The 25374-nt window shown below is 38.9% G+C and carries 16 protein-coding genes; 15 read left to right on the top strand and 1 reads right to left on the bottom strand.

Going from position 1 to position 25374, the window contains the following annotated elements:
* The first annotated feature begins 269 nt into the window (after nucleotides 1-269).
* The 5 genes from GXK58_RS05380 (at nucleotide 270) to GXK58_RS05360 (ending at nucleotide 8561) form a co-directional block, all read left to right on the top strand.
* Nucleotides 270-1571, top strand: coding sequence for an ABC transporter substrate-binding protein (locus GXK58_RS05380; protein ID WP_160720570.1), 1302 nt, complete (start codon nucleotides 270-272; stop codon nucleotides 1569-1571).
* An 88-nt stretch (nucleotides 1572-1659) separates the two neighbouring features.
* Nucleotides 1660-2526 carry a carbohydrate ABC transporter permease gene (locus GXK58_RS05375; RefSeq protein WP_160720568.1) on the top strand — a complete coding sequence of 289 codons (867 nt, stop codon included), beginning with the start codon at nucleotides 1660-1662 and terminating at the stop codon, nucleotides 2524-2526.
* Nucleotides 2526-3419, top strand: coding sequence for a carbohydrate ABC transporter permease (locus GXK58_RS05370; protein ID WP_160720566.1), 894 nt, complete (start codon nucleotides 2526-2528; stop codon nucleotides 3417-3419). Before GXK58_RS05375 ends, GXK58_RS05370 begins: the two co-directional genes overlap by 1 nt.
* Nucleotides 3420-3461: 42 nt before the next feature.
* On the top strand, nucleotides 3462-6386 hold the full coding sequence (locus GXK58_RS05365) for an alpha-L-rhamnosidase (protein WP_160720564.1): 2925 nt from the start codon (nucleotides 3462-3464) through the stop codon (nucleotides 6384-6386).
* 132 nt (nucleotides 6387-6518) lie between these two features.
* Nucleotides 6519-8561, top strand: a complete 2043-nt coding sequence (locus tag GXK58_RS05360; protein ID WP_160720562.1) for an alpha-L-rhamnosidase-related protein — start codon at nucleotides 6519-6521, stop codon at nucleotides 8559-8561.
* A 129-nt stretch (nucleotides 8562-8690) separates the two neighbouring features.
* On the opposite strand, the gene GXK58_RS05355 is transcribed toward GXK58_RS05360, so the two are convergent.
* A complete protein-coding gene (locus GXK58_RS05355; protein ID WP_160720560.1) occupies nucleotides 8691-9710 on the bottom strand; it encodes an AraC family transcriptional regulator in 1020 nt (339 codons plus the stop codon).
* A 240-nt stretch (nucleotides 9711-9950) separates the two neighbouring features.
* On the opposite strand from GXK58_RS05355, the gene GXK58_RS05350 reads away from it, so the two are divergent.
* The 10 genes from GXK58_RS05350 to GXK58_RS05305 all read left to right on the top strand — a co-directional run bounded on the left by GXK58_RS05350 (nucleotide 9951) and on the right by GXK58_RS05305 (nucleotide 25171).
* Nucleotides 9951-10865, top strand: a complete 915-nt coding sequence (locus GXK58_RS05350; protein ID WP_160720558.1) for a DMT family transporter — start codon at nucleotides 9951-9953, stop codon at nucleotides 10863-10865.
* A 61-nt stretch (nucleotides 10866-10926) separates the two neighbouring features.
* Nucleotides 10927-12135, top strand: a complete 1209-nt coding sequence (locus GXK58_RS05345; protein ID WP_160720556.1) for an MFS transporter — start codon at nucleotides 10927-10929, stop codon at nucleotides 12133-12135.
* Nucleotides 12136-12563: 428 nt separating this feature from the next.
* Nucleotides 12564-13982 carry a rhamnulokinase gene (gene rhaB, locus GXK58_RS05340; RefSeq protein WP_160720554.1) on the top strand — a complete coding sequence of 473 codons (1419 nt, stop codon included), beginning with the start codon at nucleotides 12564-12566 and terminating at the stop codon, nucleotides 13980-13982.
* Nucleotides 13983-14003: 21 nt separating this feature from the next.
* Nucleotides 14004-15257 (top strand): L-rhamnose isomerase, encoded by a 1254-nt coding sequence (gene rhaA, locus GXK58_RS05335; RefSeq protein WP_160720552.1) that lies wholly within the window; start codon nucleotides 14004-14006, stop codon nucleotides 15255-15257.
* Between the two features lie 263 nt (nucleotides 15258-15520).
* Nucleotides 15521-16525: an ROK family transcriptional regulator gene (locus GXK58_RS05330; RefSeq protein WP_202171303.1), complete on the top strand. Its 1005-nt coding sequence runs from the start codon at nucleotides 15521-15523 to the stop codon at nucleotides 16523-16525.
* Between the two features lie 41 nt (nucleotides 16526-16566).
* Nucleotides 16567-17796, top strand: coding sequence for an MFS transporter (locus GXK58_RS05325; RefSeq protein ID WP_160720887.1), 1230 nt, complete (start codon nucleotides 16567-16569; stop codon nucleotides 17794-17796).
* 319 nt (nucleotides 17797-18115) lie between these two features.
* On the top strand, nucleotides 18116-19384 hold the full coding sequence (locus GXK58_RS05320; protein ID WP_160720548.1) for a glycoside hydrolase family 1 protein: 1269 nt from the start codon (nucleotides 18116-18118) through the stop codon (nucleotides 19382-19384).
* Between the two features lie 195 nt (nucleotides 19385-19579).
* Nucleotides 19580-20872, top strand: a complete 1293-nt coding sequence (locus GXK58_RS05315) for an MFS transporter (RefSeq protein ID WP_160720546.1) — start codon at nucleotides 19580-19582, stop codon at nucleotides 20870-20872.
* Nucleotides 20873-21012: 140 nt separating this feature from the next.
* On the top strand, nucleotides 21013-22020 hold the full coding sequence (locus GXK58_RS05310; protein ID WP_160720544.1) for an AraC family transcriptional regulator: 1008 nt from the start codon (nucleotides 21013-21015) through the stop codon (nucleotides 22018-22020).
* Nucleotides 22021-22258: 238 nt separating this feature from the next.
* Nucleotides 22259-25171 (top strand): alpha-L-rhamnosidase, encoded by a 2913-nt coding sequence (locus GXK58_RS05305; RefSeq protein ID WP_160720542.1) that lies wholly within the window; start codon nucleotides 22259-22261, stop codon nucleotides 25169-25171.
* Nucleotides 25172-25374 lie beyond the last annotated feature (203 nt).

Genomic DNA, 25374 nt, shown 5'->3' with positions numbered 1-25374 from the left:
AAAGATTAATCGATGAAAATGCCTTGCTCTTATTTCTTAGGAGGACAAGGCTATTTTTTTGTATTTTTTCTAATATGAGATAGCTACTCAGAATAAGTAGTGGAAAATAAAACCAAAACAACATTTAAATACATAATTTTTTTTAAAAACAAAAAAAAGTGGAAGTAAAACAAAAAAACACTCATTACGAATTATAGTGAAAGCATTTACAATTTAGTTTGTATTAAAGAATATCTATTAAAAAACTTTAAAGGAAGGCGGAAATGACCATGTGGAATAAAAGAAAAATAGTAGCAGCGTTATTTAGTACAGCTCTTTCTGTTGGGATTTTGGCAGGATGCAGCGGAGATAAGAGCTCTTCAACAGAGAAAGATACAACACTTAAATTATTATTGCCAAACTCACCTGAAACTATTGTAGGGGTAGAGGCTGTAGCTGCAGAATTTGAGAAGAAGTATCACATAAAGACTGAAATCGAAACTCGGCCAAGTGGTGGAGAAGGGGATAATCTTGTTAAAACACGTCTTGCTACTGGCGACATGACGGACTTAATGTTATATAACTCAGGTGCCCTTCTTCAAGCACTGAACCCAGAAAAAAACTTTGTTGACCTCACAAATGAGTCTTATATTGACAGTTTTGATAAATCTTTCAAGCAGTCAGTAACGGTAAATAAAAAGATATATGGGATTCCGATGGGAAACTATAGTGTAGGAGGCTGGTTATACAATAAAAAGGTATATAAAGAGCTGGGCCTCTCGATTCCAAAATCATGGGATGAATTAATGGCGAACAATGAAAAAATTAAAGCAGCCGGCAAAACAGCGGTTATTGGCACATACAAGGATACTTGGACTACTCAAATTATGATTTTAGAAGATAACTATAACGTGTTAGCGCAGGATCCATCGTTTGTGGAGGATTTTACAGCGAATAAAGCAAAAATTGCAACAACACCTGCTGCACTCAGAAGTTTTGAAAAACTAGAAGAAATTAACAAAAAGGGTTACATGAATAAGGATTTCAATTCAACAGGCTATGACGTTGGTTTAAAAATGCTAGTGGAAGGTACAGGTGTACAGTATCCAATGATTTCCTTTGCTCTTCCAGCTATTGCACAAGCGTATCCAAATCAAGTTGATAACATTGGTTTCTTCCCAATGCCAGGTGATAGCGCTGATAAAAATGGTGCGACTGTCTGGACACCTAGCGCCATTTATATAAACAAGACAAGCAAGCATGTAGAGGAAGCAAAAAAATGGGCTGCATTTTGGGTTACTCCTGAGGCACAAAAACTGATGATGTCTAAATCAGTTCCTTCTGGTCCATCTGTTATTAAGGGTGTTGAACTTCCAGATAATGTATATGCTGCAGTAAAAGAAATGCTGCCATACTTTGATGAAGGCGAAACAGCACCTGCCCTTGAGTTCTTAAGCCCATTAAAAGGACCAAACTTAGAACAAATTGCTGCCGAAGTAGGAGGCGGTATAAGATCGGCGAGAGAAGGGGCTGCTTTATACGATAAGGACGTAGAAAAACAAGCGAAGCAGCTTGGTTTACAAGGCTGGTAAACTGCTAACCGAAAGTAAAAGGCGGGGCCCTGTCACATTAAAGACGGGGCTGCTTTTTACTCAAATTACAAAGAGGAGAGATTCAGAAATGAGCAAACTTACTAATCGGACATATACGTACACATTTCTCATTCCAGCTGGTATTATCTATTTTTTATTTTTCTTGCTGCCCACCGTAATGTCCTTATTTTTCAGTATGACATGGTGGTCACTTACAGATTGGAAGTTTATCGGCTTAGAAAACTTTAAGACATTTTTAACAGAACCATCTCTGAATATTGGATTTAAGAATACCATTATCTATGCAGTTGTAACATGTGGGCTTAAGGTGGTTCTTGGATTGCTTCTTGCTGTATTTCTCAGCTCGAAACTTAAAACTGTTGGTTTTATTCGTTCTATGGTTTTCTTCCCAACACTTTTAAGTACGATCGCTATAGGGATAGCCTTTATGATGATGATGCACCCAACGCAAGGGCTGATTAACATAGTATTAAAGACAGTAGGGATTGTAGGTCCTGACTGGTTAGGTAATAGTAAAATAGCCCTTCTTTCCGTAGCATTGGTTGATGTATGGAAGGGTGTGGGAATGGCAACTGTGATTTTTATTGCAGGGATTATGTCCATTCCAGAGGATTATTATGAAGCTCTCATGATTGATGGCGGAAATGCATGGCATAAGTTTTGGAATATTATTTTGCCGCTTAGTCGTCCTGCAATGAACTCTGTTATCATCCTAGCGTTTATCGGCGGTCTTCGTTCATTCGACCTGGTCTGGGCAATGACAAAGGGTGGTCCAGGATTTAGTACAGACTTAATTGCGTCCATTATTTATAAGCAGTATCAAGCTGGCTTTTACGGTCTTTCTACAGCTGGAAACGTAATTTTATTCCTACTAGTTTCGGCATTGGCATTCCCACTATATGCCTACTTAAACAAAAAAGAGGTGGATATTTAATGAACAAGGTAGTAAACCAATCTGTAACTCCAATATCTATTGTTTCAGAAAAACAAAAGAGACTAACGGGTAAAAAGATTAGGAAGCTAGCAGTGGAATTTATAGCTGTTTTATTGACGTTAATTATATTTGGTATACCGTTTTACTTTGTCATAATTAACGCAGTGAAAAATACGCAGGAATCCGCGCTGCTAAGTATGGCTTGGCCAAGCTCCTTCCATCTAATAGAAAACATAAAGGTCGTATTAGAAACTCAAGATGGAATGGTTGTTCGTGCTTTCTTTAATAGTATTGCAATTACCGGATTTTCTATCATTCTATTAATTATCCTTGGTGCTATGTCAGGATATGTACTTCAACGAAAGGTTAGTAAAGCTACTCCGTTTTTTAACTTTTTAATTCTTGCTGGGCTTATTATACCGCCGGCAATCGTGCCGACCATTTGGGTATTAAACGGAACCGGATTATTTAAGACTATGCCTGGTATCGTGCTTGTTGAGGTAGCGCTAGGCCTGCCATTTACAGTGCTATTATACAAAGGCTTTATGGCAACGATTCCACGTGAAATCGATGAAGCCGCATTGATTGATGGATGCAGCCGCTTCCGACTATTTTTCTCAATTATCTTACCGTTGTTAAAACCCGTTTCTGCTACAGTCATAGTTCTAACTGCAGTAGGCGTTTACAATGATTTCGTCAATCCGTTATATTTCTATCCTGGAGCAGAGAATGCTACTTTACAGCTTACTCTCTATAATTTTACAAGTATGTATAACACCCAATGGAACCTTTTATTTACTAACATCCTATTAATCTCTATTCCACCGCTAATCCTTTTTATTTTCTTTAACAGAAAAATTGTAGCAGGCATGACAGCGGGTTCAGTGAAGTAAAATAGCCACATATATTTTAAGAAAAGAAAAGGTGATAAATAAATGACTAAATTACAAGTAGTAGATGTAACTTGTGAGTATAGAAAGAACCCTCTAGGAATCGACCTTAAACAGCCGAGAGTAAGCTGGCGGATTCAATCAGATCTTCGTGGAACCATGCAGGGCGCCTATCGATATCAAGTGGCTTTAGCAGAAGATGATTTTGAACAACCCCTATGGGATACGAATTATACAAAGTCTGAGCAATCCCTTCATATTATTTATAGCGGTCCTGCTCTTGCATCAAAGACACGTTATTTTTATAGGGTAAAGGTGTGGGACAATTTTGGCCGTGAGTCAGAATGGAGCGAGATTGCTTGGTGGGAAACAGGTTTGTTTGATGAGAGCGAATGGAAGGCGAGTTGGATTACGCCGAATCCGGAAGAATTAGACCAATTGACAAAGCCAATATCTTTGCTAAGAAAGAAGTTCGAATTAAAGGATGGTATTACTTCAGCTCGTATCTATGTAACAGGGGTCGGTTTATATGAATTGTACGTAAACGGACAGCGTGTGGGCGATGAATTGCTTGCTCCAGGCTGGACGAGCTATAGCAAACGTATTCAATATCAAACATATGATGTGACAGATTATCTGCATAGTTATGCAAATGCAGTTGGCGTCATGCTGGCAGATGGCTGGTACAAAGGAGATTTAACATGGGAGGACAAGCGTCATCTTTACGGGGATAAACGTGCTATATTGCTTCAGTTGCATATACGCTACAAGGACGGAACAGAAGAAATTATTGGAACAGACACAACATGGAAGGCTAGTACAGGTCCTATTTTATTTTCCGAGCTATATCATGGTGAAACGTATGATGCCCGCCTTGAGAAAGAAGGATGGAGCAACGCAAAATTCAATGATGGGGATTGGCATAGTGTAATAGTTTCTTCACCATCAGTCGGCAGCCTAGTTGCACAAGAGAACAGTCCAACTCGTGTAACAGAGGGGATTCATCCACTCTCTTCATTTGTCACTCCTGCTGGTGATACTGTACTGGATATGGGGCAAAACATGGTCGGACGTATTCGAATGACAGTGAATGCACCTGCTGGTACACGCATTGTATTGCGTCATGCTGAGGTGCTTGATAAGGAAGGAAATATTTATTTTGGGAACCTTCGAAGCGCCAAGCAAATCGTTGAATATATCACTAAGGGTGAAGGTGTAGAAACATACGCACCACATTTCACGTTTCAGGGATTCCGCTATGTAAAGGTGGAGGGATACCCAGAGCAAGAGAATGGTTTACCGCTTAATCATTTTATCGGTGAAGTTATTCACTCAGATATGGATCCAGTCGGTGAGTTTGAATGCTCCAATCCAATGGTTAACCAATTACAACAGAATATTGTATGGGGTCAAAGAGGAAACTTTGTGGATGTTCCGACAGATTGTCCTCAGCGTGACGAGCGTCTTGGTTGGACAGGAGATGCACAAGTCTTTATCCGTACAGCACTATTTAATTACCAGGGAGGACCTTTTTTCACCAAATGGCTGCGTGATTTAAAGGCAGATCAGCTTCCAAATGGAGGAGTTCCTTTTGTTATTCCTAATGTAATTAATGGACATTCTTCGGCAGCATGGGGGGATGCGGCAGTAATTTGCCCATGGACATTTTATTTGTGCTATGGAGACAAGCGATTGCTAGCAGAGCAATATGACAGCATGAAGGCATGGGTGGAGTATATTCGTGTGCAAGGGGACAATGAGTATGAATGGAACACGGGCTTCCACTTCGGGGATTGGCTTGGTCTTGATTCAAAAGAGGGCAGCTACTTTGGTGCCACTCCAAATGAGCTAGTTGCAACTGCATACTATGCCTACTCCACACAGCTGCTTCGTGATGCAGCAAGTGTGCTAGGTAAGAATGAGGATGCTGCTTTTTATGGAGAGCTTCATGAGAAAATTAAGCAATATTTTGAAGATGAGTTTATCACGCCATTAGGAAGATTAGCTGCTCCGACACAGACAGCTCATGTCCTTACACTTATATTTGACTTGGTTGATGGTGAAAGAAAAGAGCGTGTTGCTAAAGACTTAAATCAACTGGTCCTAGAAAACGATTATCACTTAACAACTGGTTTTGTTGGCACACCGTATTTATGCTTTGCCCTGTCTAACAACGGCTATCATGAAACAGCTGTGAAACTTTTGCTTCAAGATACTTATCCATCTTGGTTGTACTCCATCACGAAAGGAGCAACAACCATTTGGGAACACTGGGATGGAATTAAGCCCGACGGATCATTTTGGAGCGATGATATGAACTCATACAATCACTATGCGTATGGGGCAATTGGAGATTGGATGTACCGTGTGATCGCTGGATTGGATATGGATGAAACTTTACCAGCCTATAAAAGAATTCGTATTCAGCCAAGAATCGGCGGCAGGGAATTGACACATGTACGCGCTACACATAATTCTATGTATGGGAAGATTACTTCAGCATGGAGTATAACACATGAGAAAGTAACGGTTGAAATTGAGATTCCAGCTAATACTACGGCAGAAATTGTTTTGCCAAATGCAGATTTGCAAGATGTAAGGGAAGGGAATACAGCATTAACTGAGTTAGATGATGTAGTTGATTTAAAGGAATCGAGCGCGGGTGTTAGCTTTGTTATGGGTTCTGGTTCTTACCGCTTTGTATATCCAAACAAACGAGGTCTGAACCCGGTCTTTTCTCCGGATACAAAAGTTATTGATATACTTCTATCAGAAAAGACATCAAAGGTGTTAGAGTCACATTTCCCAGGGATCTCTAACTCTCAAGGCCCATTTGGTTTTATGAGATCTAAGTCACTTCAAAATCTAGTAGAACATCCTATATCGCAATCTACGTTGGATAAGCTTCATACGATCCTTAACGAGCTAAATACCATTGAGTGGGATGAGGAGATTGTTCATAGTAAGTAACATTAGATGTGCCGAACGTTTTAGACGGTCGGCCTTTTAGGAAAGGGGTAAAAAAGCGTAATTGATTTAAAAAATTAAAGATTGGAAAAAAGTCAAACACAAAATATATCTTGATTGTTGGGAGAGGACGACTTGAATAAGGATATGAATATAAAAAGCTCATACTGGATATGGTATCCCGGAGATTGGGAAGTATGGCTTCATGAGCAAATATCCATACGACGTCAATCTCGTGGGGTGATTTATCCTGCTTATTGGCGACTAGATCGGCATTATAGCTCTGTTATTTTTACCTATACGTATGAATTGGATCAACCCGAGGAAGTTTCTATCACTGCAGATGGTCGATTTGCCTTTTTTTTAGATGGCAAGGACAATTATAGATCTAACAATCATCGTCTTCTGCTGCCAGCGGGCAAACATGAAATAAGTGTTACTGTCTATAATGACGTAAGTGCCCCGGCTCTGTACATTGAAGGAGAGCATGTCAATACAAACGGCAATTGGAGAGTATCCTGTTTTGACAAACGATGGTACCCTGTCGGTAGTTGGGAAGAAGCCTTTAATGTCTCTAGCAAACCACCTTCTCAATACCGATTGGCTACCAAAACACAGCAACCGGTTAGTGTTGAAAAAACTGTGGATGGGTGGTTTGTTGATTTTGGTAAAGAGACATTTGGGTATCTTCAATTGAACGGTTTAAGTGTTAGAAGTAACCTTACAATTTACTATGGGGAATCAAGAGAAGAGGCGGAAGATCGTGAACATTGTGTTCTACTGGACAAAATAGATATAGAAGGACTCCAAGATGAGTCCTATGTATTACCTGAACCACGAGCTTTTCGCTTTGTCCAACTTGTACCGGAGTTAAAGGATTTTCAGGTTGAGTCTATCTCCATGTATTATGAATACCTGCCAGTCGAATACCGCGGTAGCTTCCGAAGCTCCAACCAACGACTAAATGACATATGGGAAACATCACAGTATACGTTTCATCTGAATACACGTGAATTTTTCTTCGATGGCATCAAGCGTGACCGTTGGGTGTGGTCTGGGGATGCGTATCAATCCTTCCTGATGAATTATTACAGCTTCTTTGATCGTGACGTGGTGAAGCGTACCCTTATTGCACTAAGAGGGAAGGATCCGGTCGTCGTCCATATGAATACGATTCTTGATTACAGCTTGTACTGGTTTTCGGGTATCTACGATTACTATCTCTATACTGATGATGTGGATTTCGTACAATCGCAGTACGAGAGAATGGTTTCATTGATGGATTTCTGTCTAGGACGCCGCAATGGCGAAGGAATGATGGAAGGTATTGAAGAAGACTGGGTGTTTGTAGATTGGGCTGATATCGATAATCTCGGAGAAGTGAGTACTGTGCAGCTGCTATTGTGCCGAAGCTTGGAGACAATGGCGCTTGTAGCCGAGCTAGTAGGAGATCAGAAGCAAATTTTGAAGTACCGTAAGCTGGCGGATGAACTAAAGGCCAAAATCATGAATATTTTCTGGGATGAAAACCAGGGTGGCTTAGTACACAACCGCCACGAAGGAATCTTAAGCGACAAGGTTACTAAATATCCTAATATATTTGCTCTTATGTTTGGATATCTGGACAAAGAACAAACAGAGAGTGTCAAGCAAAATGTAATGCTAAATCCAAGCGTACAGGGAATCAAGACTCCATACATGCGTTTCTACGAACTCGCTGCATTGTGCGAAGTGGGTGAGCATGATTTTGTTCTTGCCGAGATGTTGAATTATTGGGGTGGTATGCTTGATTTAGGGGCAACAAGCTTCTGGGAAGAATACGATCCAAAGCAGAAGGGAAGAGAGCATTTTGGCATGTACGGAATGCCGTACGGGAAAAGTCTATGTCATGCATGGGGCGCAAGCCCTCTTTATCTCGTTGGGAAATACTTCCTCGGCGTCAGACCCCTTAGCGCCGGCTACGAAACTTTTGTCGTAGAACCACATCTTGGTGGGCTTGAATGGATTCAGGGAACGGTACCAATGGGCACTGGGGATGTAGAAATTTATATGGATAAAGAAAAGATACGTGTAAGGGCTACTCATGGTCAGGGGGTACTCAGATTAAATGATAAGGATGCTCCGATACCAAGTGATGGGAGCTGGCTTGAAGTATCCGTTCCTCGAGAAAGCAGTTGAAGCCTTTTAACACTATAGCTGAAGTAACTGCCAGATGCGAAATGAGCTAGATGTTAGACTGAAGAATATTAAAGTGAATGTTTAATAGTTTTAGCTGTTATATATCTGAAAAAGGACAAAAGCCCTACTTTACAAATGAGTAGGGCTTTCGCTGTTTTTCTTACGATATTCAGCTGGAGTAACTCCATGAATCTTTTTAAATGATTTATAGAAAAACGTAATATTGGTATACCCGACTTTATTAGCAATCTGATCAATGGTTAAATCCGTATTCTCAATTAGTGTACAAGCATTTTTAATTTTTAGCTGATGGGAAAGTTCAATAAATGTTTTGCCTAAATTGGTCTTAAGTAGTCTTGTTAAATGGTTTGGATGAAAATGAAATCTATCGGCGGTGGTCTCTAATGTCATAGTCTGATAATTCTGTTCCATATAACTTAAAATATCCGAGATAACCGCCTTTTTAAAGGTTGGTTCTTCCTTGAGATTTGATGAACTATTATAAGACCTTAACAGCTCCGTAAAAATTAAGAGCATATAGGAATTGATGGCCTCATTGGAGCAAAGCTGCGTCTGTTTAAATTCTCCCAGAGCCTGGAGGATAAATTCTTTTAATCGATTGTTTTGACCCTTAGGAAAAATGATATAGCGGCTGTCCTTCTTTTGTTGGTAAATGGCGTTAACAAAAAAATCGGTTAATAAATCATTTCCTGACAGTCTTTGAAGCAGGGCCGAATCAAAATAGCTGGTTCGAATCATGATATTTATAATAATATCATTCTCGGAGGCGCTTTCAATTCCGTGCATAACATTTGTATCAAGCAAACAAAGATCTCCTTCCTTAAGGATCACCTCTTTGCCATTAATGTACTGTGTGCAAGTACCTGAATAAACATAGTTCATTTCAATAAAGGAATGTCTATGCTCGGTGAATTTAATAAAACGAGGGTGCTTTAAAAATACAACATTTTGATCAGGTTTAAAAAAATAATCTACTGGTACAATATCGAGTCCTTGAACTTCTTGAGAAAAAGTAAGTTCCGAGCCTTCTAAGTGGGAGTAATGTTTTGGGTGTTCAGCAGTGCCGGAATATTTTTTTTCATAGTCACTCATTTCCCTCAATTGTTTCTCGATTATGGTAGTTTCCAAGTAAGTTCACCCTCCTTTGTTGATGAATCCTATCATAAATATAGTTTATCAATTTCTTATCCTTTAATAAAGTAGTCATACAAAATGGATATTTAGGGATAGACTGTAAGTATGGAGGTATAAACATTAAACACTATAAATATAGGGAAAATCCCTTTTATAATCTTTCGCTACGCGAAATACCATGCTATACTATTAAATGTTGCAAATCATAACATCCTAGAAAGGTTGTTTATTTAAATGTCTAGTACAATAAAAGCCTTTATTAGTCTCTTTTTGGTATCTGTTTTGTGGGGCTGTAATTATCCAATCAGTGCCTACTTACTGCAAGGATTTTCACCTGTTTTATTATCCACCGTTAGAATTTGCTTTACCTCACTTTTTTTGATTATCTGTGCCTTGATTCATAAGGGTATGATGCGTCCTACCGTTTCAGAGTGGAAATACCTCATTGGTGTTGGAATCTTTGGAACCCTGTTAAACCAAACTTTCTATTTTACGGGTCTCCACCATACAACACCAGCTAATGCCTCATTAATTATTTCCTTGGCACCGATAGCAACAATTTTATTGGAACGAATCATCTTTAAGGTCAAGTTTACGATAAAAAAATCGGCAGGAGCCATGATTAGTTTAATTGGTGTTTTTTCAATTATTGGTGTTGCAAATGGAGCTTTGGGAATTTCATGGGGTGATTTTAACATATTAATCGCCATGCTTTGCCTCTCGATTAGTATATTATTTATCCGAGGTTTAGCGAAAACCATGAACACTTTTATTATTACTGTTTATTCTACCGTACTGGGAAGTGTATTGATGATTCCTGCTGCAGGAGTCGAAAATTTGGTGAGCGGCTCTGTGATTAGTCATTCTCTTTTTATGTGGGTATTGCTAATTTTTGCGGGGATTATGGCCCAAGGAGTTGCAGGCTTTTGGTGGAATAAAGGGGTGGCGAAAGTCGGAGCTGGTACAGCTTCAATGTTTATGAATATCCAGCCTTTTGTCGCTATTCTTGCATCCCACTTTATTTTAGGAAATCACATTTCGATCAATCAAATCATTGGCGGTATTTTGGTATTACTCGGTGTTTTTATTGCGAATATGCCATCTGTTAAAACTGTTGCCTCTACAGGGTCAAAAAATGCCGCAATGTAAAGAGTCCTCCTACTCATGGAAGACTTTTTTTATTAGTCTTAAGGATAGGGAGAAATACAAAATGACAAACAATGTAATAGAGATTGAAGGGAATAATCCAAAAGGGAAGATCCTTACAAAACGACTGGTCTTACTGATGTCCATTACATGTGGGCTTGCTGTTGCGAACCTTTACTATAATCAACCTCTTCTTGCTGATATGGGACGGACCTTTCATGCTAGCTCCCACCAAGTAGGAAACATTTCGATGTTTACACAAATTGGTTATGCCATTGGAATGTTTTTATTTGTGCCATTAGGAGATATGAGAGAACGCCGTCAGCTTATAACCATTTTGTTGGCTGCTGTAACGATTTCTCTCGTTGGTGTTGCTACAGCACAAACCCTCCTTTGGATTTATGTGGCTAGTCTGGCTGTGGGAATCACTACTGTTGTACCTCAGGTAATTATTCCACTCGCAGCACAGATGGCGGGGCCGGAGGAAAGAGGAAAAGTAATTGGAAGTGTGATGAGCGGGTTACTTTTTGGTATTCTTCTCGCCCGTACAGTAGCAGGGTTTATTGGAGGCAGCCTTGGCTGGCAGATGATGTATTGGGTTGCTGCAGTGTTAATGTTAGCATTAGCAATCATCCTGCGAAAATTCCTGCCGAGAAGTTATCCTGAAGCAAACCTGACGTATGGCCAAGTATTAAAATCTTTAGGTGAATTTATTGTAACCCAGCCAACGTTACGAGAAGTGTCTTTAGTGGGAGGATTGTTATTTGGGAGTTTTAGCGTATTCTGGACTTCGCTTGCATTTTATTTAGAGGGAGCACCGTTTCACTTTGGAAGTGAAGTGACTGGTTTATTTGGTTTAGTTGGTGTTATCGGGGCTGCGGCCGCTCCCTTTGTAGGACGTTTAGCTGATCGGTTTAGCCCAAAGTCAATGGTAGGTATCTTCATTATCATTACGTTGATTTCCTATTTTTTCTTTGGATTTTTAGGGTCTGCTGTCTGGGGAATAGTTACTGGCGTTATTCTGTTAGATTTAGGTGTTCAGGGGGCACAGGTCTCCAACCAAACAAGAATTTATAGTTTGGTTCCAGAGGCGAGAAGCCGGTTAAATACTGTTTTTATGGTAACCTATTTCCTAGGCGGTTCACTGGGGTCATCTCTTGGCAGCTATGCCTGGAATCTATGGCAGTGGCAGGGAGTGTGCTTAACAGGAGGAATGCTGATTGTTTTAGGGTTCCTTGTTTGGGGAATTCACCAGTTGAAATACAAAAGCTAATGATTTAACATCACAGACCGATTCTGTGGTGTTTTTTTATGGCTCTGTTGTAACTGAATTGACTGGGTTTGAAAAATAAACGGCAAAATTCCGTTTAAATAGGGAAATACCCATATTTCCTTATGAATAAAGGAAGTTTTTCCGTTTATATGGTCCAAATCTTTGGATATTGGCTTATTTAGATCGGTTAATCGGAATATCTCCGCTTATATCTGCTTCTTAAACCTCCTCTAAATACATTAGCCGGAAATTCTCCTCCTATGAAATCTCACCTGCACGAAAATCAATATTGAATAATAACAGAGCCTTAATGAGATGTAAATGCAAATAAGGACAATAAATTGGTTGAATAAAGTTATAGGAAAATCCTCATTTTCTAGTATTATATAAATATATCAGTAAGCGTTTCCAACCGAGAGGTGATGTAAATGACAAAATATAGTATTGCTGTTGATATTGGTGCATCAAGCGGCCGGTTGATTTTAGGCTGGTTAGAAAATGGATTATTAAAATTAGAAGAAATACATCGTTTTGAAAACAAAATTGTAAAAAAAGGTGACTCCTATTGCTGGGAGGCAGACCAGCTTTTTCAAGAAATCAAAAATGGCTTGAAAAAGTGCAATGAACTCGGCATAAAGCCAGATAGTATCGGAATCGATACATGGGCCGTTGACTTTGTGTTACTAGATGAAAACGATCAACCATTAACAGAGGCGGTTTCCTATCGTGACCCTCGAACAGACGGTATGATGGAACAGGTCTTTGAAAAAATCATGAAGGAGCGTCTGTACTTAGAAACAGGCATCCAGTTCCAAAAGTTTAATACCATTTATCAATTGTTTTCCATTAAACAAAATTCACCGGAAATTCTAGACCAAGCAAAATCATTCTTAATGATTCCGGATTACTTTAATTATTTGCTTACAGGTAAAAAAGCAAACGAATACACCAATGCGACATCAACGCAGCTAGTCAATGCTTTTACGAAAAAATGGGATCATGACTTGTTGGATATTTTAGGAATCAATCAAGAAATGTTCCATGAAATTAAGACACCTAAAACGATCCTCGGAAACTTAAAAGAAGAACTAGTTTCAGAGTTAGGCTTTGACTTGCAAGTGATTCTGCCGGCTACACATGATACAGGTTCAGCTGTTATTGCCGTACCAGAAGAAAATGAGACAATCTATATCAGTTCTGGTACTTGGTCGCTGATTGGAGTAGAAAACTACTTCCCAATCTGTGTTACCAAGGCTCTCGACTACAATTTCACCAACGAGGGCGGAATCGATTATCAATACCGCTTCTTGAAAAATATTATGGGACTTTGGATGATTCAAGAAGTTAGACGCAACTACAATAATGAATATTCTTTTGCACAGCTGGTTGATTTAGCTAGAGAGGCAAAGGACTTCAAAGCTGTGGTGAACGTTAACGATGACCGTTTCCTAAAACCTGAAAACATGATTCAAGAAATCATGAACTACTGTGTCGAAACAGGCCAGCCGGTTCCTAGTACTCCTGGAGAAGTAGCTAAATGCGTATATGATAGTTTAGCAGTCAGCTATCAGGATGCCGTTAACGAAATCGAAGAAATCTTTGAAAAGCGATTTGAAAAAATCAATGTCATCGGCGGCGGCTGTCAGAACGAAATGTTGAACCAATTGGTTGCTGATGTAACGAAAAAAGAAGTATATGCAGGACCTGTTGAAGCGACTGCCATTGGCAATATCGTGGCCCAGTTAATGGCGCTTGATGAAATCCAAGATATTAAAGAAGCTCGTTTAATTGTGAAAAATTCATTTGAAGTGAAAAAATATTTGCCCACTGCACCGATTACAAACTAACAGATAGAGAGGAAGAATGACATGTCAATTCAAGAAAACTACGAACTTGCTAAAAAGGCTTATGAAAAATGGGGAATTAATGTTGATGAAGTCATCGAAAAATTAAAAAATGTTCCTGTCTCCATTCATTGCTGGCAAGGCGATGATATTGGCGGATTTGAAGTAAATCAAAAAGAATTATCAGGCGGAATTTCCGTTACTGGAAATTATCCTGGTAAAGCGTCAACACCTGAAGAATTAAGAGCTGACTTAGAAAAAGCACTTTCCTTAATTCCTGGTAAACATCGAGTTAATTTGCATGCCATTTATGCGGAAACAAATGGAGAAGTAGTCGAAAGAGATCAATTAGAACCAAAGCACTTTGAAAACTGGGTGAACTGGGCAAAGGAAAATGGTTTAGGATTAGATTACAATCCGACTTTGTTCTCCCATCCAAAAGCAGATGATGGCTTAACACTTTCACATCCAAACGAAGAAATTCGTGAATTCTGGATTAACCACTGTATCGGCAGCCGCAAAATTGGTGAGTACTTCGGTAAAGAATTAGGTACACCAGCATTAACAAATATTTGGATTCCAGATGGCTATAAGGATATTCCAAGTGACCGGTTAACTCCAAGAAGAAGATTAAAAGAGTCATTAGATAAGATTTTTGCAGTGGAAGTAGATGAAAAATACAATCTTGATGCTGTAGAAAGTAAAGTATTTGGACTTGGCTCAGAATCTTATGTAGTTGGTTCTCATGAATTTTATCTTAACTATGCAATGAAGAATGATAAATTATGCCTACTAGATACAGGCCACTATCATCCAACAGAAACAGTATCTAACAAGATTTCATCCATGCTTTTATTTAGCGAAAAGCTTGCCCTTCACGTTTCAAGACCTGTTCGTTGGGACAGTGACCATGTTGTTATTTTAGATGATGAACTAAAAGAAATCGCATTGGAAATCGTACGTAATGATGCACTAGACCGTGTCATCATCGGACTTGACTTCTTTGATGCCAGCATCAACCGTGTGGCTGCTTGGACAATTGGAACTCGCAACATGATCAAGGCATTATTATCTGCTTTGTTAGTTCCAAACGAGTATTTAAAACAGCTTCAAGAAGAAGGCAACTTCACTGAAAGATTAGCGTTAATGGAAGAATTCAAGACCTATCCATTTGGTGCTGTTTGGGATTACTATTGCGAAAAAATGGGTGTTCCAGTAAAAGAGTCTTGGTTAGAAGAAGTAAAAGCATATGAGCAAGAGGTTTTATTAAAAAGATAAGTAGATTTATTGGGGGGAAGACTCAAATAGGAGGTTTATAGACTCCTTTTTGGGTCTTCTTTTTTAGAAAAAAAGAATTCTACATAGTATAGTTAGCGTTTTTTTTTTTAAAATCCTGCATTGTTTACGGTAATTCTATGTGATATATTATTAACATCACTTATTAAACCTCTTTAATAAGTTTTTTGTTCCATACTTATTAAAGAGGTTTAATAAGTTTACATAAATAGGTGGTGAGGATTGTGAATACTACTCCAAAAGCAATGGGAATGGAAATTCTTCGCGGTATCCGTAAATCACTTTTAGAACTCGAAAGTGCAACAAAAGTTGAACTTAGCGATAAATTAGGAATTAGTTTCCCTACAATCAGTAAATTCCTTATTCAGATGGAAAAGGATGGCGAAGTTATATCAGCTGGTCTTGATGATTCAAGCGGAGGGAGAAGGGCGAAAAGGTATAGATACAACCCAGAGTACATGTTAGGGCTGGCTATCTTTTTAGAGAGAACGGAGACAATTTATATTGTTTTTAACTGCTTGGGAGAAGTCAAGGATGCGGGAAAAACTTTAAGTGTATTAGTAGATGAAGGTTTAAAATTATTAACCGAGTGTGTTGAAAAAATAATAGCAAAATTTCCGAAGATCGGTTCAATCGCTATTGGTGTACCTGGTTCCGTAAATAATGGAAGGATCATTTATATCCCAGGTTATGAGCATCTTGAAAATTTTGACTTGAAGGGATACATGGAAAATCACTTCTCTATACCTGTAGTAATAGAGAACGATATGAATGCGGCAGTACTTGGCTATCACGATAGCAAGGAAAATAAGAAAAATATATCGCTGATTTATCTATATTCAGGTCAAAATGGTCCAGGTGCAGGAATTATCGTAAATGGAGTTGTCGTGCGAGGCAGCACTAATTTTTCAGGAGAGGTTTCTTTTGTCCCGCAGTATGATGAAAAGAACTTTGGACAGGCTTTTGTAAAAGGAACCCATACTAAGAAGGCATTGATAGGTGAGGCAAACCAGTTCGATGCTATCAGCAGGTTAGTAGCCGCATTTGCAGCGATCATTAACCCACATACCATTATTTTTTGCAATGATGAAGTCAATCAAAATACTTTAAATGAGATATTAAAACGAAGCTCAAAGTATATTCCGCCAGAACATCTTCCAGAACTTACAATGAGTGATTGGAAACAAGACTATCTATTTGGTTTACAAAGTCTTAGTCTTGAACGCATGTTCACCGCGATAAGCAACTAAAATCAATACTTAAATTATGAAAATTGTAAGGGGGATTTATCCTGGCTACATTCTTTTTAATAATTATCTATTTGGCTTTTATCAGTTTAGGTTTACCTGATTCATTGTTGGGAGTGTCATGGTCTTTGATGCGATCGGAACTGGGAGCACCACTTGAGACAGCCGGATTGCTTTTTATGACAACTGCTGGAGGAACGATTATTTCCAGTTTTGCTAGTGGATCTGTACTTAAACGCTTTGGAACGGGCCTTGTCACATTTGTCAGTTGTTTAATGACAGCCGGAGCACTGCTTGGCTTTCACTTTTCTCCTTCAATCATTTGGCTGTTTATTTGCGCCATACCACTTGGGTTAGGTGCAGGTGCAGTTGACTCGGGATTAAATAATTATGTAGCTACACATTACAAGGCACACCACATGAGCTGGCTTCATTGTTTTTGGGGAGTTGGAGCTACACTAGGTCCTGTAATTATGGCTCAGTTTATTTCGGGACAAAATTCTTGGAGAAGCGGGTATCTTGCCATCGCTGGACTTCAGTTTTTATTAGTTGTTATTCTATTCTTCACTTTACCATTATGGAATAAGCTTGGAGGAAACAACAATGGTATTTCAACTGAAGAACTAGAAGGCTCAAATAGTGGATTAGATGAAGTAGAGGCTAATATCAAACCTATGCAAATTAGGGGTGTTAAGTTAGCCTTACTATCTTTTTTGTTTTACTGTGGCGCAGAAGCAGCTGTGGGACTATGGGGAAGCAGTTTCCTAGTAAATGTAAAAGAATTATCTGTAGATGTCGCAGCAAAGTGGGTTTCCTTATACTATGCAGGAATTACAATTGGAAGATTAATAACAGGATTTATTACCCTGAAGGTTAGTAACCGCACTCTCATTCGGATGGGACAAATAATTGCGTTAGCTGGTGCAGCACTGCTATTCCTGCCATTGCCGTCCACATTCTCGCTTGTAGGTTTTATTATGGTCGGTCTAGGATTAGCACCTATTTTCCCAGGGGTGTTACAAGAAACACCCATCCGATTTGGAAAAAAACATTCTCAGACAATTATGGGATATCAAATGGCTGTTGCTTATACAGGAAGTACGTTCCTGCCCCCTCTTCTTGGTTTCATTGCAGGACACTCAACAATAGGTATCTTCCCGTTTGTTATTGCAGGTTTTATTGCAATGATGTTTTGGGGTTCTGAAAAATTAAATGACCTATTGAACAGAGATGATTTAAAAGTTGTAAAAAATAAAAACTCTACAGTCATTTAATATATAGAATACTAGAGTTATAGGAGGAACTGGTTTAATTCAAGGACCATTCAATTATAAAAATGCTGGTTTATTGTTTTTTAAAGGGATAGTTTATACTATCCCTATTTATATTGTATGTGAATGTCCTCTTGGAATTAATTGCTAAAAGCATCGATCGAGAAAACGACTGAGTCGCCTGATCAGCGTTTTTTTTTGCAAAAGTGTTAAAATCTTTGATTCGAGCAATAAACCTCTTTGTTTTTACTATTAAATAACTTGAAAACGCTTGCTACAATATAGGTAATCAGCAGGATAAAGAAAACAGGGAGTGTTTAAAATGGGATTACAATTTCCATCGAATTTTCTTTGGGGTTCAACAACAGCAGCATATCAAGTAGAAGGGAATAATTACAACAGCGACTTCTGGGCAGAAGAGCATGCAGATGGCTCGCCATATAAAGACAAATCAGGGGATACCATTGATCATTATCGGCTTTATCGAGAAGATATTGCTCTAATGGCCAGCCTAGGTATGAACACATACCGGTTCTCCATTGAATGGTCCAGAGTCGAAACGGAACCAGGACAATATTCACGTTCAGCAATCGAGCATTATCGGGATGTTCTTGAAACCTGTCACAAACACGGAATCACACCGGTAGTGGCTATGCACCACTTTTCCTCACCTAAGTGGCTAATGAGACTGGGAGGATGGGCGAGCCCAGAGGTTCCTGATCGGTTTGCTAAATATTGTGAAGTGGTCTTTCGTGAATTAGGGCACCTAATCCCATACGCATTGACCATGAATGAAATCAACCTTCCAGTTATGCTGCGCGAGATTTTCTCGAAGATTGGTTTTATCCCGCCAGTTGGGATTGATAGAGATGCTTGGGTAGCTCCAAAATGGAGAGAGTCTGCTGCTAAATTGTGCGGAACCACCATTGAAAACTACTTTACGTTCCATATGATTTCTGATGAGTCCTCTATTAAAATATTAAAGGAAACTCATCAGAAGGCACGTGAGGCAATTAAGAGAATACAGCCTAATACCAAAGTAGGTTTATCAATGGCTCTATCAGATGTTCAGTCTATCCCCGGCGGCGAGGAATTGGCTGCACAGAAATGGCATAGTTATTTTAGACAATATTTACCGATGTTAGAGGGAGATGACTTCTTCGGACTTCAGAATTACACTAGAGAAGTATACGGACCTGAAGGACAAGTGAGACCTGCTGAAGGGGCAGAACTTACCCAAATGGGATATGAATTTTATCCTGAAGCTCTTGCAAACGTGATCCGCAAGGTTTCAAAAGATTTATCCATTCCAATTATGATTACGGAACACGGTATTGCTACTGATGATGACACCCGCAGGGTAGAATTCATCGGTAAAGCTTTAGAAGGTGTTCAGACTTGTATAGACGAAGGAATTGACGTTAGAGGTTACCTTCACTGGACCACTTTTGATAATTATGAATGGCAATCTGGCTATTCCATGAGATTTGGCCTGATAGAAGTGGATCGCACTACACAGGAACGAAAGGTAAAGGAAAGTGCTCGTTATTTAGGAAGTATGGCACAAATGAACACAACTGTATTGAAATAAACTTCTTGGGCTCCCGAGTTCATCTCGGGGGCAAGTAATATCTTTGAATCAAGTAATATATTGCTTTGATTTCAGTATTATCGCAAATGAAAACGCTTGCTATAATTAGTTTACAAAAGAGGGGGGATTGAAACAAGGATAACGACTAATTGTTCGATCCCAAAGTTTTAAAAAATATTGGAGGGGGTTAGATTTATGGAAAATAGTATGTTGAAAAAGACGCCTTTTGTAAGGTTGGTAATCGCGGCAATGCTTGGAGTTGGTACTTCGATCGCACCATTAGTATTATTAAGTTTTGGCCTTTCTACATTTATTGTTATTAGAATAGTTGGACAAGAGCATGCGACCGCTGCCTTTGCTACTGCCACTGGTATTTCTGGTATTGCAGTTGTCATTTTCGGACTTTTTAGCGGAGTGATTGCAGATAAAACCCGATTGAAAATGGGCAGAAGAAGGTTTTGGATGATTGCGGGGAGTATTGGCGGGGCACTATCTATGTTAGCCCTTACCTTTGCTGCATCCATTCCGATGTTTATTATTTCTATCTGTCTAGTGAATTTCTTTTACGGTATGGTTTCACTTTCCTGCTATGCGATTGTTCCTGAACAAGTAGAACCAGAGAAGTTTGGACGAGTTTCCGGACTAATCGGTGCTGCTGCACCAGCCTTCGTTATGACTGGACAAATGGTTATGGGAGCCTTTGCAAAATCTACTCTTGAAGAAAAGATGATTACAATCATTATTGTACAGCTGATTGGTGGAATAGTAGCTGCTCTTCTTATTAAAGATAACTATTTTGCAGGCGCTGGAAAAAGTGAGAAAAAGTCAATTGGAATGCGTGGCTTTTATCCAAGCTTTAAACAACACCCTTCCTATACTTGGGCACTATTAACAAAGTTATTTATTAATTTTTCAAATGCTGGAATGGGCATGTTAACCTTGTTCTATATTACAAGATTTCACTTAAGTGAAACAAAGATTTTTCAATTAATGGCTCTTACGGCTCCTGCAATCATGCTAATGGTTGTGGCTGGAATTCTTGGTGGATTCTTATCAGATAAAGTGAAAAAACAAAAGCCGTTTGTTATGGGGGCAGCCCTTGTCACAGGCCTTTGTTTAATCGCCTTTGCCTTTTCGTCAAATATTACCTGGGTAGTTGTTGGAAACTTTATTTTCAATTTTGGTTTTGGAATGTATGGAGCAGTGGACAATGCCCTTGTAAACCGAATTCTCCCTTCCAAAGAGAGTGCAGCAAAAGATATCTCTATTATGAATACAACAACAAGTTTATCATCAACATTAGTAACCTTTGCCGCACCTGCCTTAATCGCACTTGGAGTAAAATTGTTCGGTGGAGATGGCTATACGCTCTTCTTCTTGGTATTGGCTGTTTTCTCTATCCTATCAGCTGTTGTAGTCTTGCCAATTCCTGAAATGGGATCAGCAAAAGCAAACAATCAAGACTCTTCAAATGAAATAGTGATTTAATAGTTGAATTTTCAATGGGGATGAATGTTAAACATTCATCCCATTTTTTAAATCATTTTCAATGTGTTCTTTAAAAGATATGTTAATATTAAGTACAATAATTTCTTAAATATTAATCTGGTTCTAAGGTAGGAGAATATATGAATAGTAAAGAATTGAGAGAGGTTTTGCTTGCAAAAAACAAATTACAACCACCAGATTGGAAAGTTATAAAAAACACTTATAATCCAAAACAAATAGATGAAGTAAATGGTGAGCCGGTTTATGAATTTAACATGATCTTCAATCTTGATTCCAATATCAATCCGATTGAAGATAATATTTTCATTTCCCTTCGTCCTCCTAACGTTCATGTTCCACTGCATATCCATCAATATATTGAACTAATTTATGTTTATAAGGGAAATTGTCATGTGGTTCTGAGGAATAACGAAATACACATTTCTGAGGGTGGAATTATTATGATTGATAAAAACACACCTCACACTGTTAAAGAGACTTCTGAAAAAGATATTATAATAGAAATAAAACTAAAACATGACTACTTGTCATCGGGGTTCATTGGCCGTTTTAATAATAAAAGTATCATCTCAAAGTTTCTTATCGACTCGATCATCGACAGCCGAAGAGCCAATAATTTTCTTTACTTTCCCTTTGAGGAACAATCCAATATTGTTGGAATCATGGAACAGATTATGGGCGAGTATTTTGAAAAAGATGCTTTTACAACAGAAATTATTGATGCTTATTTTTTTATAATGTTTACGGAGTTAATCCGACAAACCAACAGATCAACTAACGTGTTGACAGAAACACTGAAAAAAGAAGATAACATTTTTGATTTTCTAAAATATATTGAAGACCATTATAAAGACTGCAGCCTATCGAAAATGGCAGAAAAATTTAAATATCACCCGAACTATATTTCAGCTGTACTCAAAAAGGCAACTGGTAAGTCCTTTGTAGATCTCCTTCAAATTCAAAGGTTGAATAAAGCTGCGGCTTATCTAGCTAACTCTGACAGTCCAATCCCTGAAATTGCCGAAGAAGTAGGCTATTCAAGTCTGTCCTTTTTTTATAAAAAATTTAATGAGATTTTCCTTCAAACTCCAAAAGAATATAGAGAGAACGCAAATAAAAGTTTATAGAAATTTAAAACCGCTTATGGGCGGTTTCTTTATTTACAAAAAACAATCTTTGAATCAAGCAAAAAACTCTTTGATTTTACTATTAAAAAGGTTGGAAACGCTTGCTATAATGATAATAACGTTTGATTGAGTGCTTAGTGAGAAAAGAATCCAGCTGTTATTAATTTTATAGAATATTGTTTATGCCAACACTTGAAAAGAGCAACTAGATGAATTGATTGATGGAGGGGAATTTTATATGGCAGAGTTAAAAGCTAAAGCCTTAACATGTGAATATCGAGTGAATCCTATGGGGATTGATATAAATAGACCGCGTATCAGCTGGAAAATTCAATCTGATCAACGAGGAACCATGCAAAAGGCTTATCAGATTCAAGTGACAGTCGATCATGACGATTTTTCAGATTTGTTATGGGACACAGGCATGATTCTGACAGATGAATCGATTCATATTGAATATGGCGGGCCTGATTTACTTCCACGCAAAAGGTATTTTTACCGTGTTAAGGTTTGGGATAACTTTGATCGTGAATCTAAATGGAGTGAAATAGCTTGGTGGGAAACAGGGTTGTTATCTCCTGAAGAATGGAAGGCAGAATGGATTACTCCGGATCCTGAGGAAATCGATCCACTCAGCGAGCCTGCTTTTCTCCTAAGAAAAGAATTTAAACTAAAGACTGGAATTACATCAGCTCGTATCTATGGCACTGGTGTTGGTTTGTATGAATTATATTTGAACGGAGAACGCGTAGGTGATGAACTACTTGCTCCGGGATGGACTAGCTATCATAAACGGCTGCAGTATCAGACATACGATGTAACTGAGCAGCTTCTAGCTGGTTCCAATGCGATTGGAATTATGCTGGCAGATGGCTGGTATAAAGGAAACCTTGTCAGGGAAGACAATCGGAATATTTATGGTGATAGACGGGCGGCTTTCTTTCAAATCCATGTAACCTATAACGATGGGACAGAAGAGGTCATTGTAACGGACAACACTTGGAAAGCATCCACAGGACCGATTCTTTTTTCAGAAATCTACCATGGCGAAGCGTATGATGCAAGGCTTGAAAAAGAGGGCTGGAGCCAATCCAACTTTAATGATCAGGATTGGACCGGCACAATCATTCAAGAAATGCCAATTACCCAATTGGTTGCACAAGAAAACTACCCAACTCGTGTAACTGAAGTGTTGAAACCAATAGACACGTTTGTAACCCCAGCGGGTGATACCATTATAGACATGGGTCAAAACATGGTGGGGAGAATTCGCTTTAAAGTGCATGCTCCTGCAGGAATTCGTATTGTGTTAAAGCATGCCGAGGTTCTAGATAAAGACGGAAATATTTACTTTGGCAATCTAAAATTTGCAAAGCAAAAAGTAGAGTATATTACCAAAGGTGAAGATACAGAAACCTATGCACCACATTTTACATTCCAAGGCTTTCGTTATGTAAAAGTGGAAGGATATCCAGGTCAGGAAAATGGTCTGCCACTTGAAAACTTTGTTGGTGAAGTGATTCATTCGGATATGGAAAGAACAGGCGAATTTGAGTGTTCCGACCCAATGGTGAATCGGCTTCAGCAAAATATTGTTTGGGGGCAAAGAGGAAACTTCCTAGATGTACCAACAGATTGCCCGCAGCGCAGTGAACGGCTGGGGTGGACGGCGGATGCACAAGTCTTCATTCCAACAGCTCTATTCAATTATCATGGTGGTCCATTTTTTACTAAGTGGCTCAAAGATTTAAAAGCCGATCAGCTTCCAGATGGCAATGTACCATTTGTCATTCCGAATGTAGAAGGTGGAAAAGGTTCTGCGGCTTGGGGAGATGCAGCGACGATTATACCATGGACCGTTTATCAGACTTACGGAGATAAACGTGTACTTGCTGAGCAATTTGACAGTATGAAGGCATGGGTAGAATATATCCGCAAGCAGGGCAAGAACGAATACCTATGGAACACTGGCTTCCATTTCGGTGATTGGTTAGCCCTTGATGCAAAAGAAAATAGCTTTGTTGGTGCTACAGCAAGAGATTTTATTGCCACCGTCTTTTATGCCCATTCAACTAGGATTCTCAGAGATGCAGCAGAAGTCCTTGGGAAATCAGATGAAGTTCAGGAATATAGTTTCCTATTGGATAAAATAATCGAACAATTTAATCAGGAATTTATTTCTCCATCAGGCAGGTTGGTATCTCCAACCCAAACAGCCCATGTCATTGCGCTCATGTTTGATATGGTGGAAGGAAAAGCCAAACAACGGACAGCCTATGAGCTTAACCAACTGCTCATACAAAATGATTATCATTTGAATACAGGATTTGTTGGAACACCATATATTAGTTTAGCTCTTTCAAAAGGCGGATATCATGAAACAGCCGTTAAATTATTAATGAAGGATGATTTCCCATCCTGGTTGTACCAAGTTAAAAAAGGAGCTACCACTGTTTGGGAGCATTGGGATAGTATTAAGCAAGATGGTTCGTTCTGGAGTGACCAAATGAATTCCTTCAATCACTATGCATACGGTTCGATTGGAAATTGGATGTATAAAGTCGTAGCAGGGATTGATATGGATTCAACTCTACCAGCCTATAAGAAAATAAAAATCGAACCAAAATTTGCAGGGATTTCGTTTACTCAAGCAAAGGCGGCCTTTGAATCCATGTATGGAAGAATTTTATCATCCTGGCACCTTACAGATCAAATGGTAGAAATAGAGGTTGAAATTCCTGCTAATACAACAGCTGAAATCCTTTTACCTAAAGCGCGTCTTGCTGATGTACTGGAAGGAAATAGACCATTGGTTTCAGTGGACATCCATTCATATATGGAGACAGTAGAGGGAGTGCGGCTAACAGTGGGTTCTGGATCGTATCACTTTAGGTACCGAAACGAGAGTGGGTTGAGACCAAACTTTACTGCCGATACGCCAATTATTGATTTCCTCGATTATAATGATGCAGTGGGTGTTTTAGAGAAATATGCCCCTGGTATCACCAAACCGCCTGCTATTTTTTCAACAAAAGCTAGAAGCTTGAAAGAATTGGCGGAATTGGAGGAGGCAAATCTAACAGGGGATAAGGTTAAAGCCATTATTGAGGAGTTAAAAACGCTGGAATTGGATGCTGTTCTAGTAAAATAAATAGATGAAAGCCAATCACCTGTCGTGATTGGCTTTTTTGGGCGGTTGTAGGGGGATTTGTTAATAACTCATGGAATTTTGTTAATAAGGTATCAATTTTTGTTAATACGGAATGAAATTTTGTTAATATCTCTTGGATTTTTGTTAATATCGCCCCGAAATTTGTTAATAAAGCGTTAAAGCAGTAAAGTGAATCAAAAGGG

This window comes from Bacillus sp. USDA818B3_A (assembly GCF_009928415.1).
Classification (GTDB): Bacteria; Bacillota; Bacilli; order Bacillales; family Cytobacillaceae; genus Neobacillus.
The sequence above is the reverse complement of the archived record's forward strand: the minus strand, read 5'-3'. Positions and strand labels throughout refer to the sequence as shown.

Excerpts from the sequence above, each read along its gene's own strand:
- GXK58_RS05380 (WP_160720570.1), top strand. The coding sequence starts at position 270 with ATGTGGAATAAAAGAAAAATAGTAGCAGCGTTATTTAGTACAGCTCTT.
- GXK58_RS05375 (WP_160720568.1), top strand. The coding sequence starts at position 1,660 with ATGAGCAAACTTACTAATCGGACATATACGTACACATTTCTCATTCCA.
- GXK58_RS05370 (WP_160720566.1), top strand. The coding sequence starts at position 2,526 with ATGAACAAGGTAGTAAACCAATCTGTAACTCCAATATCTATTGTTTCA.
- GXK58_RS05365 (WP_160720564.1), top strand. The coding sequence starts at position 3,462 with ATGACTAAATTACAAGTAGTAGATGTAACTTGTGAGTATAGAAAGAAC.
- GXK58_RS05350 (WP_160720558.1), top strand. The coding sequence starts at position 9,951 with ATGTCTAGTACAATAAAAGCCTTTATTAGTCTCTTTTTGGTATCTGTT.
- GXK58_RS05345 (WP_160720556.1), top strand. The coding sequence starts at position 10,927 with ATGACAAACAATGTAATAGAGATTGAAGGGAATAATCCAAAAGGGAAG.
- rhaB (WP_160720554.1), top strand. The coding sequence starts at position 12,564 with ATGACAAAATATAGTATTGCTGTTGATATTGGTGCATCAAGCGGCCGG.
- rhaA (WP_160720552.1), top strand. The coding sequence starts at position 14,004 with ATGTCAATTCAAGAAAACTACGAACTTGCTAAAAAGGCTTATGAAAAA.
- GXK58_RS05330 (WP_202171303.1), top strand. The coding sequence starts at position 15,521 with ATGGGAATGGAAATTCTTCGCGGTATCCGTAAATCACTTTTAGAACTC.
- GXK58_RS05320 (WP_160720548.1), top strand. The coding sequence starts at position 18,116 with ATGGGATTACAATTTCCATCGAATTTTCTTTGGGGTTCAACAACAGCA.
- GXK58_RS05315 (WP_160720546.1), top strand. The coding sequence starts at position 19,580 with ATGGAAAATAGTATGTTGAAAAAGACGCCTTTTGTAAGGTTGGTAATC.
- GXK58_RS05310 (WP_160720544.1), top strand. The coding sequence starts at position 21,013 with ATGAATAGTAAAGAATTGAGAGAGGTTTTGCTTGCAAAAAACAAATTA.
- GXK58_RS05305 (WP_160720542.1), top strand. The coding sequence starts at position 22,259 with ATGGCAGAGTTAAAAGCTAAAGCCTTAACATGTGAATATCGAGTGAAT.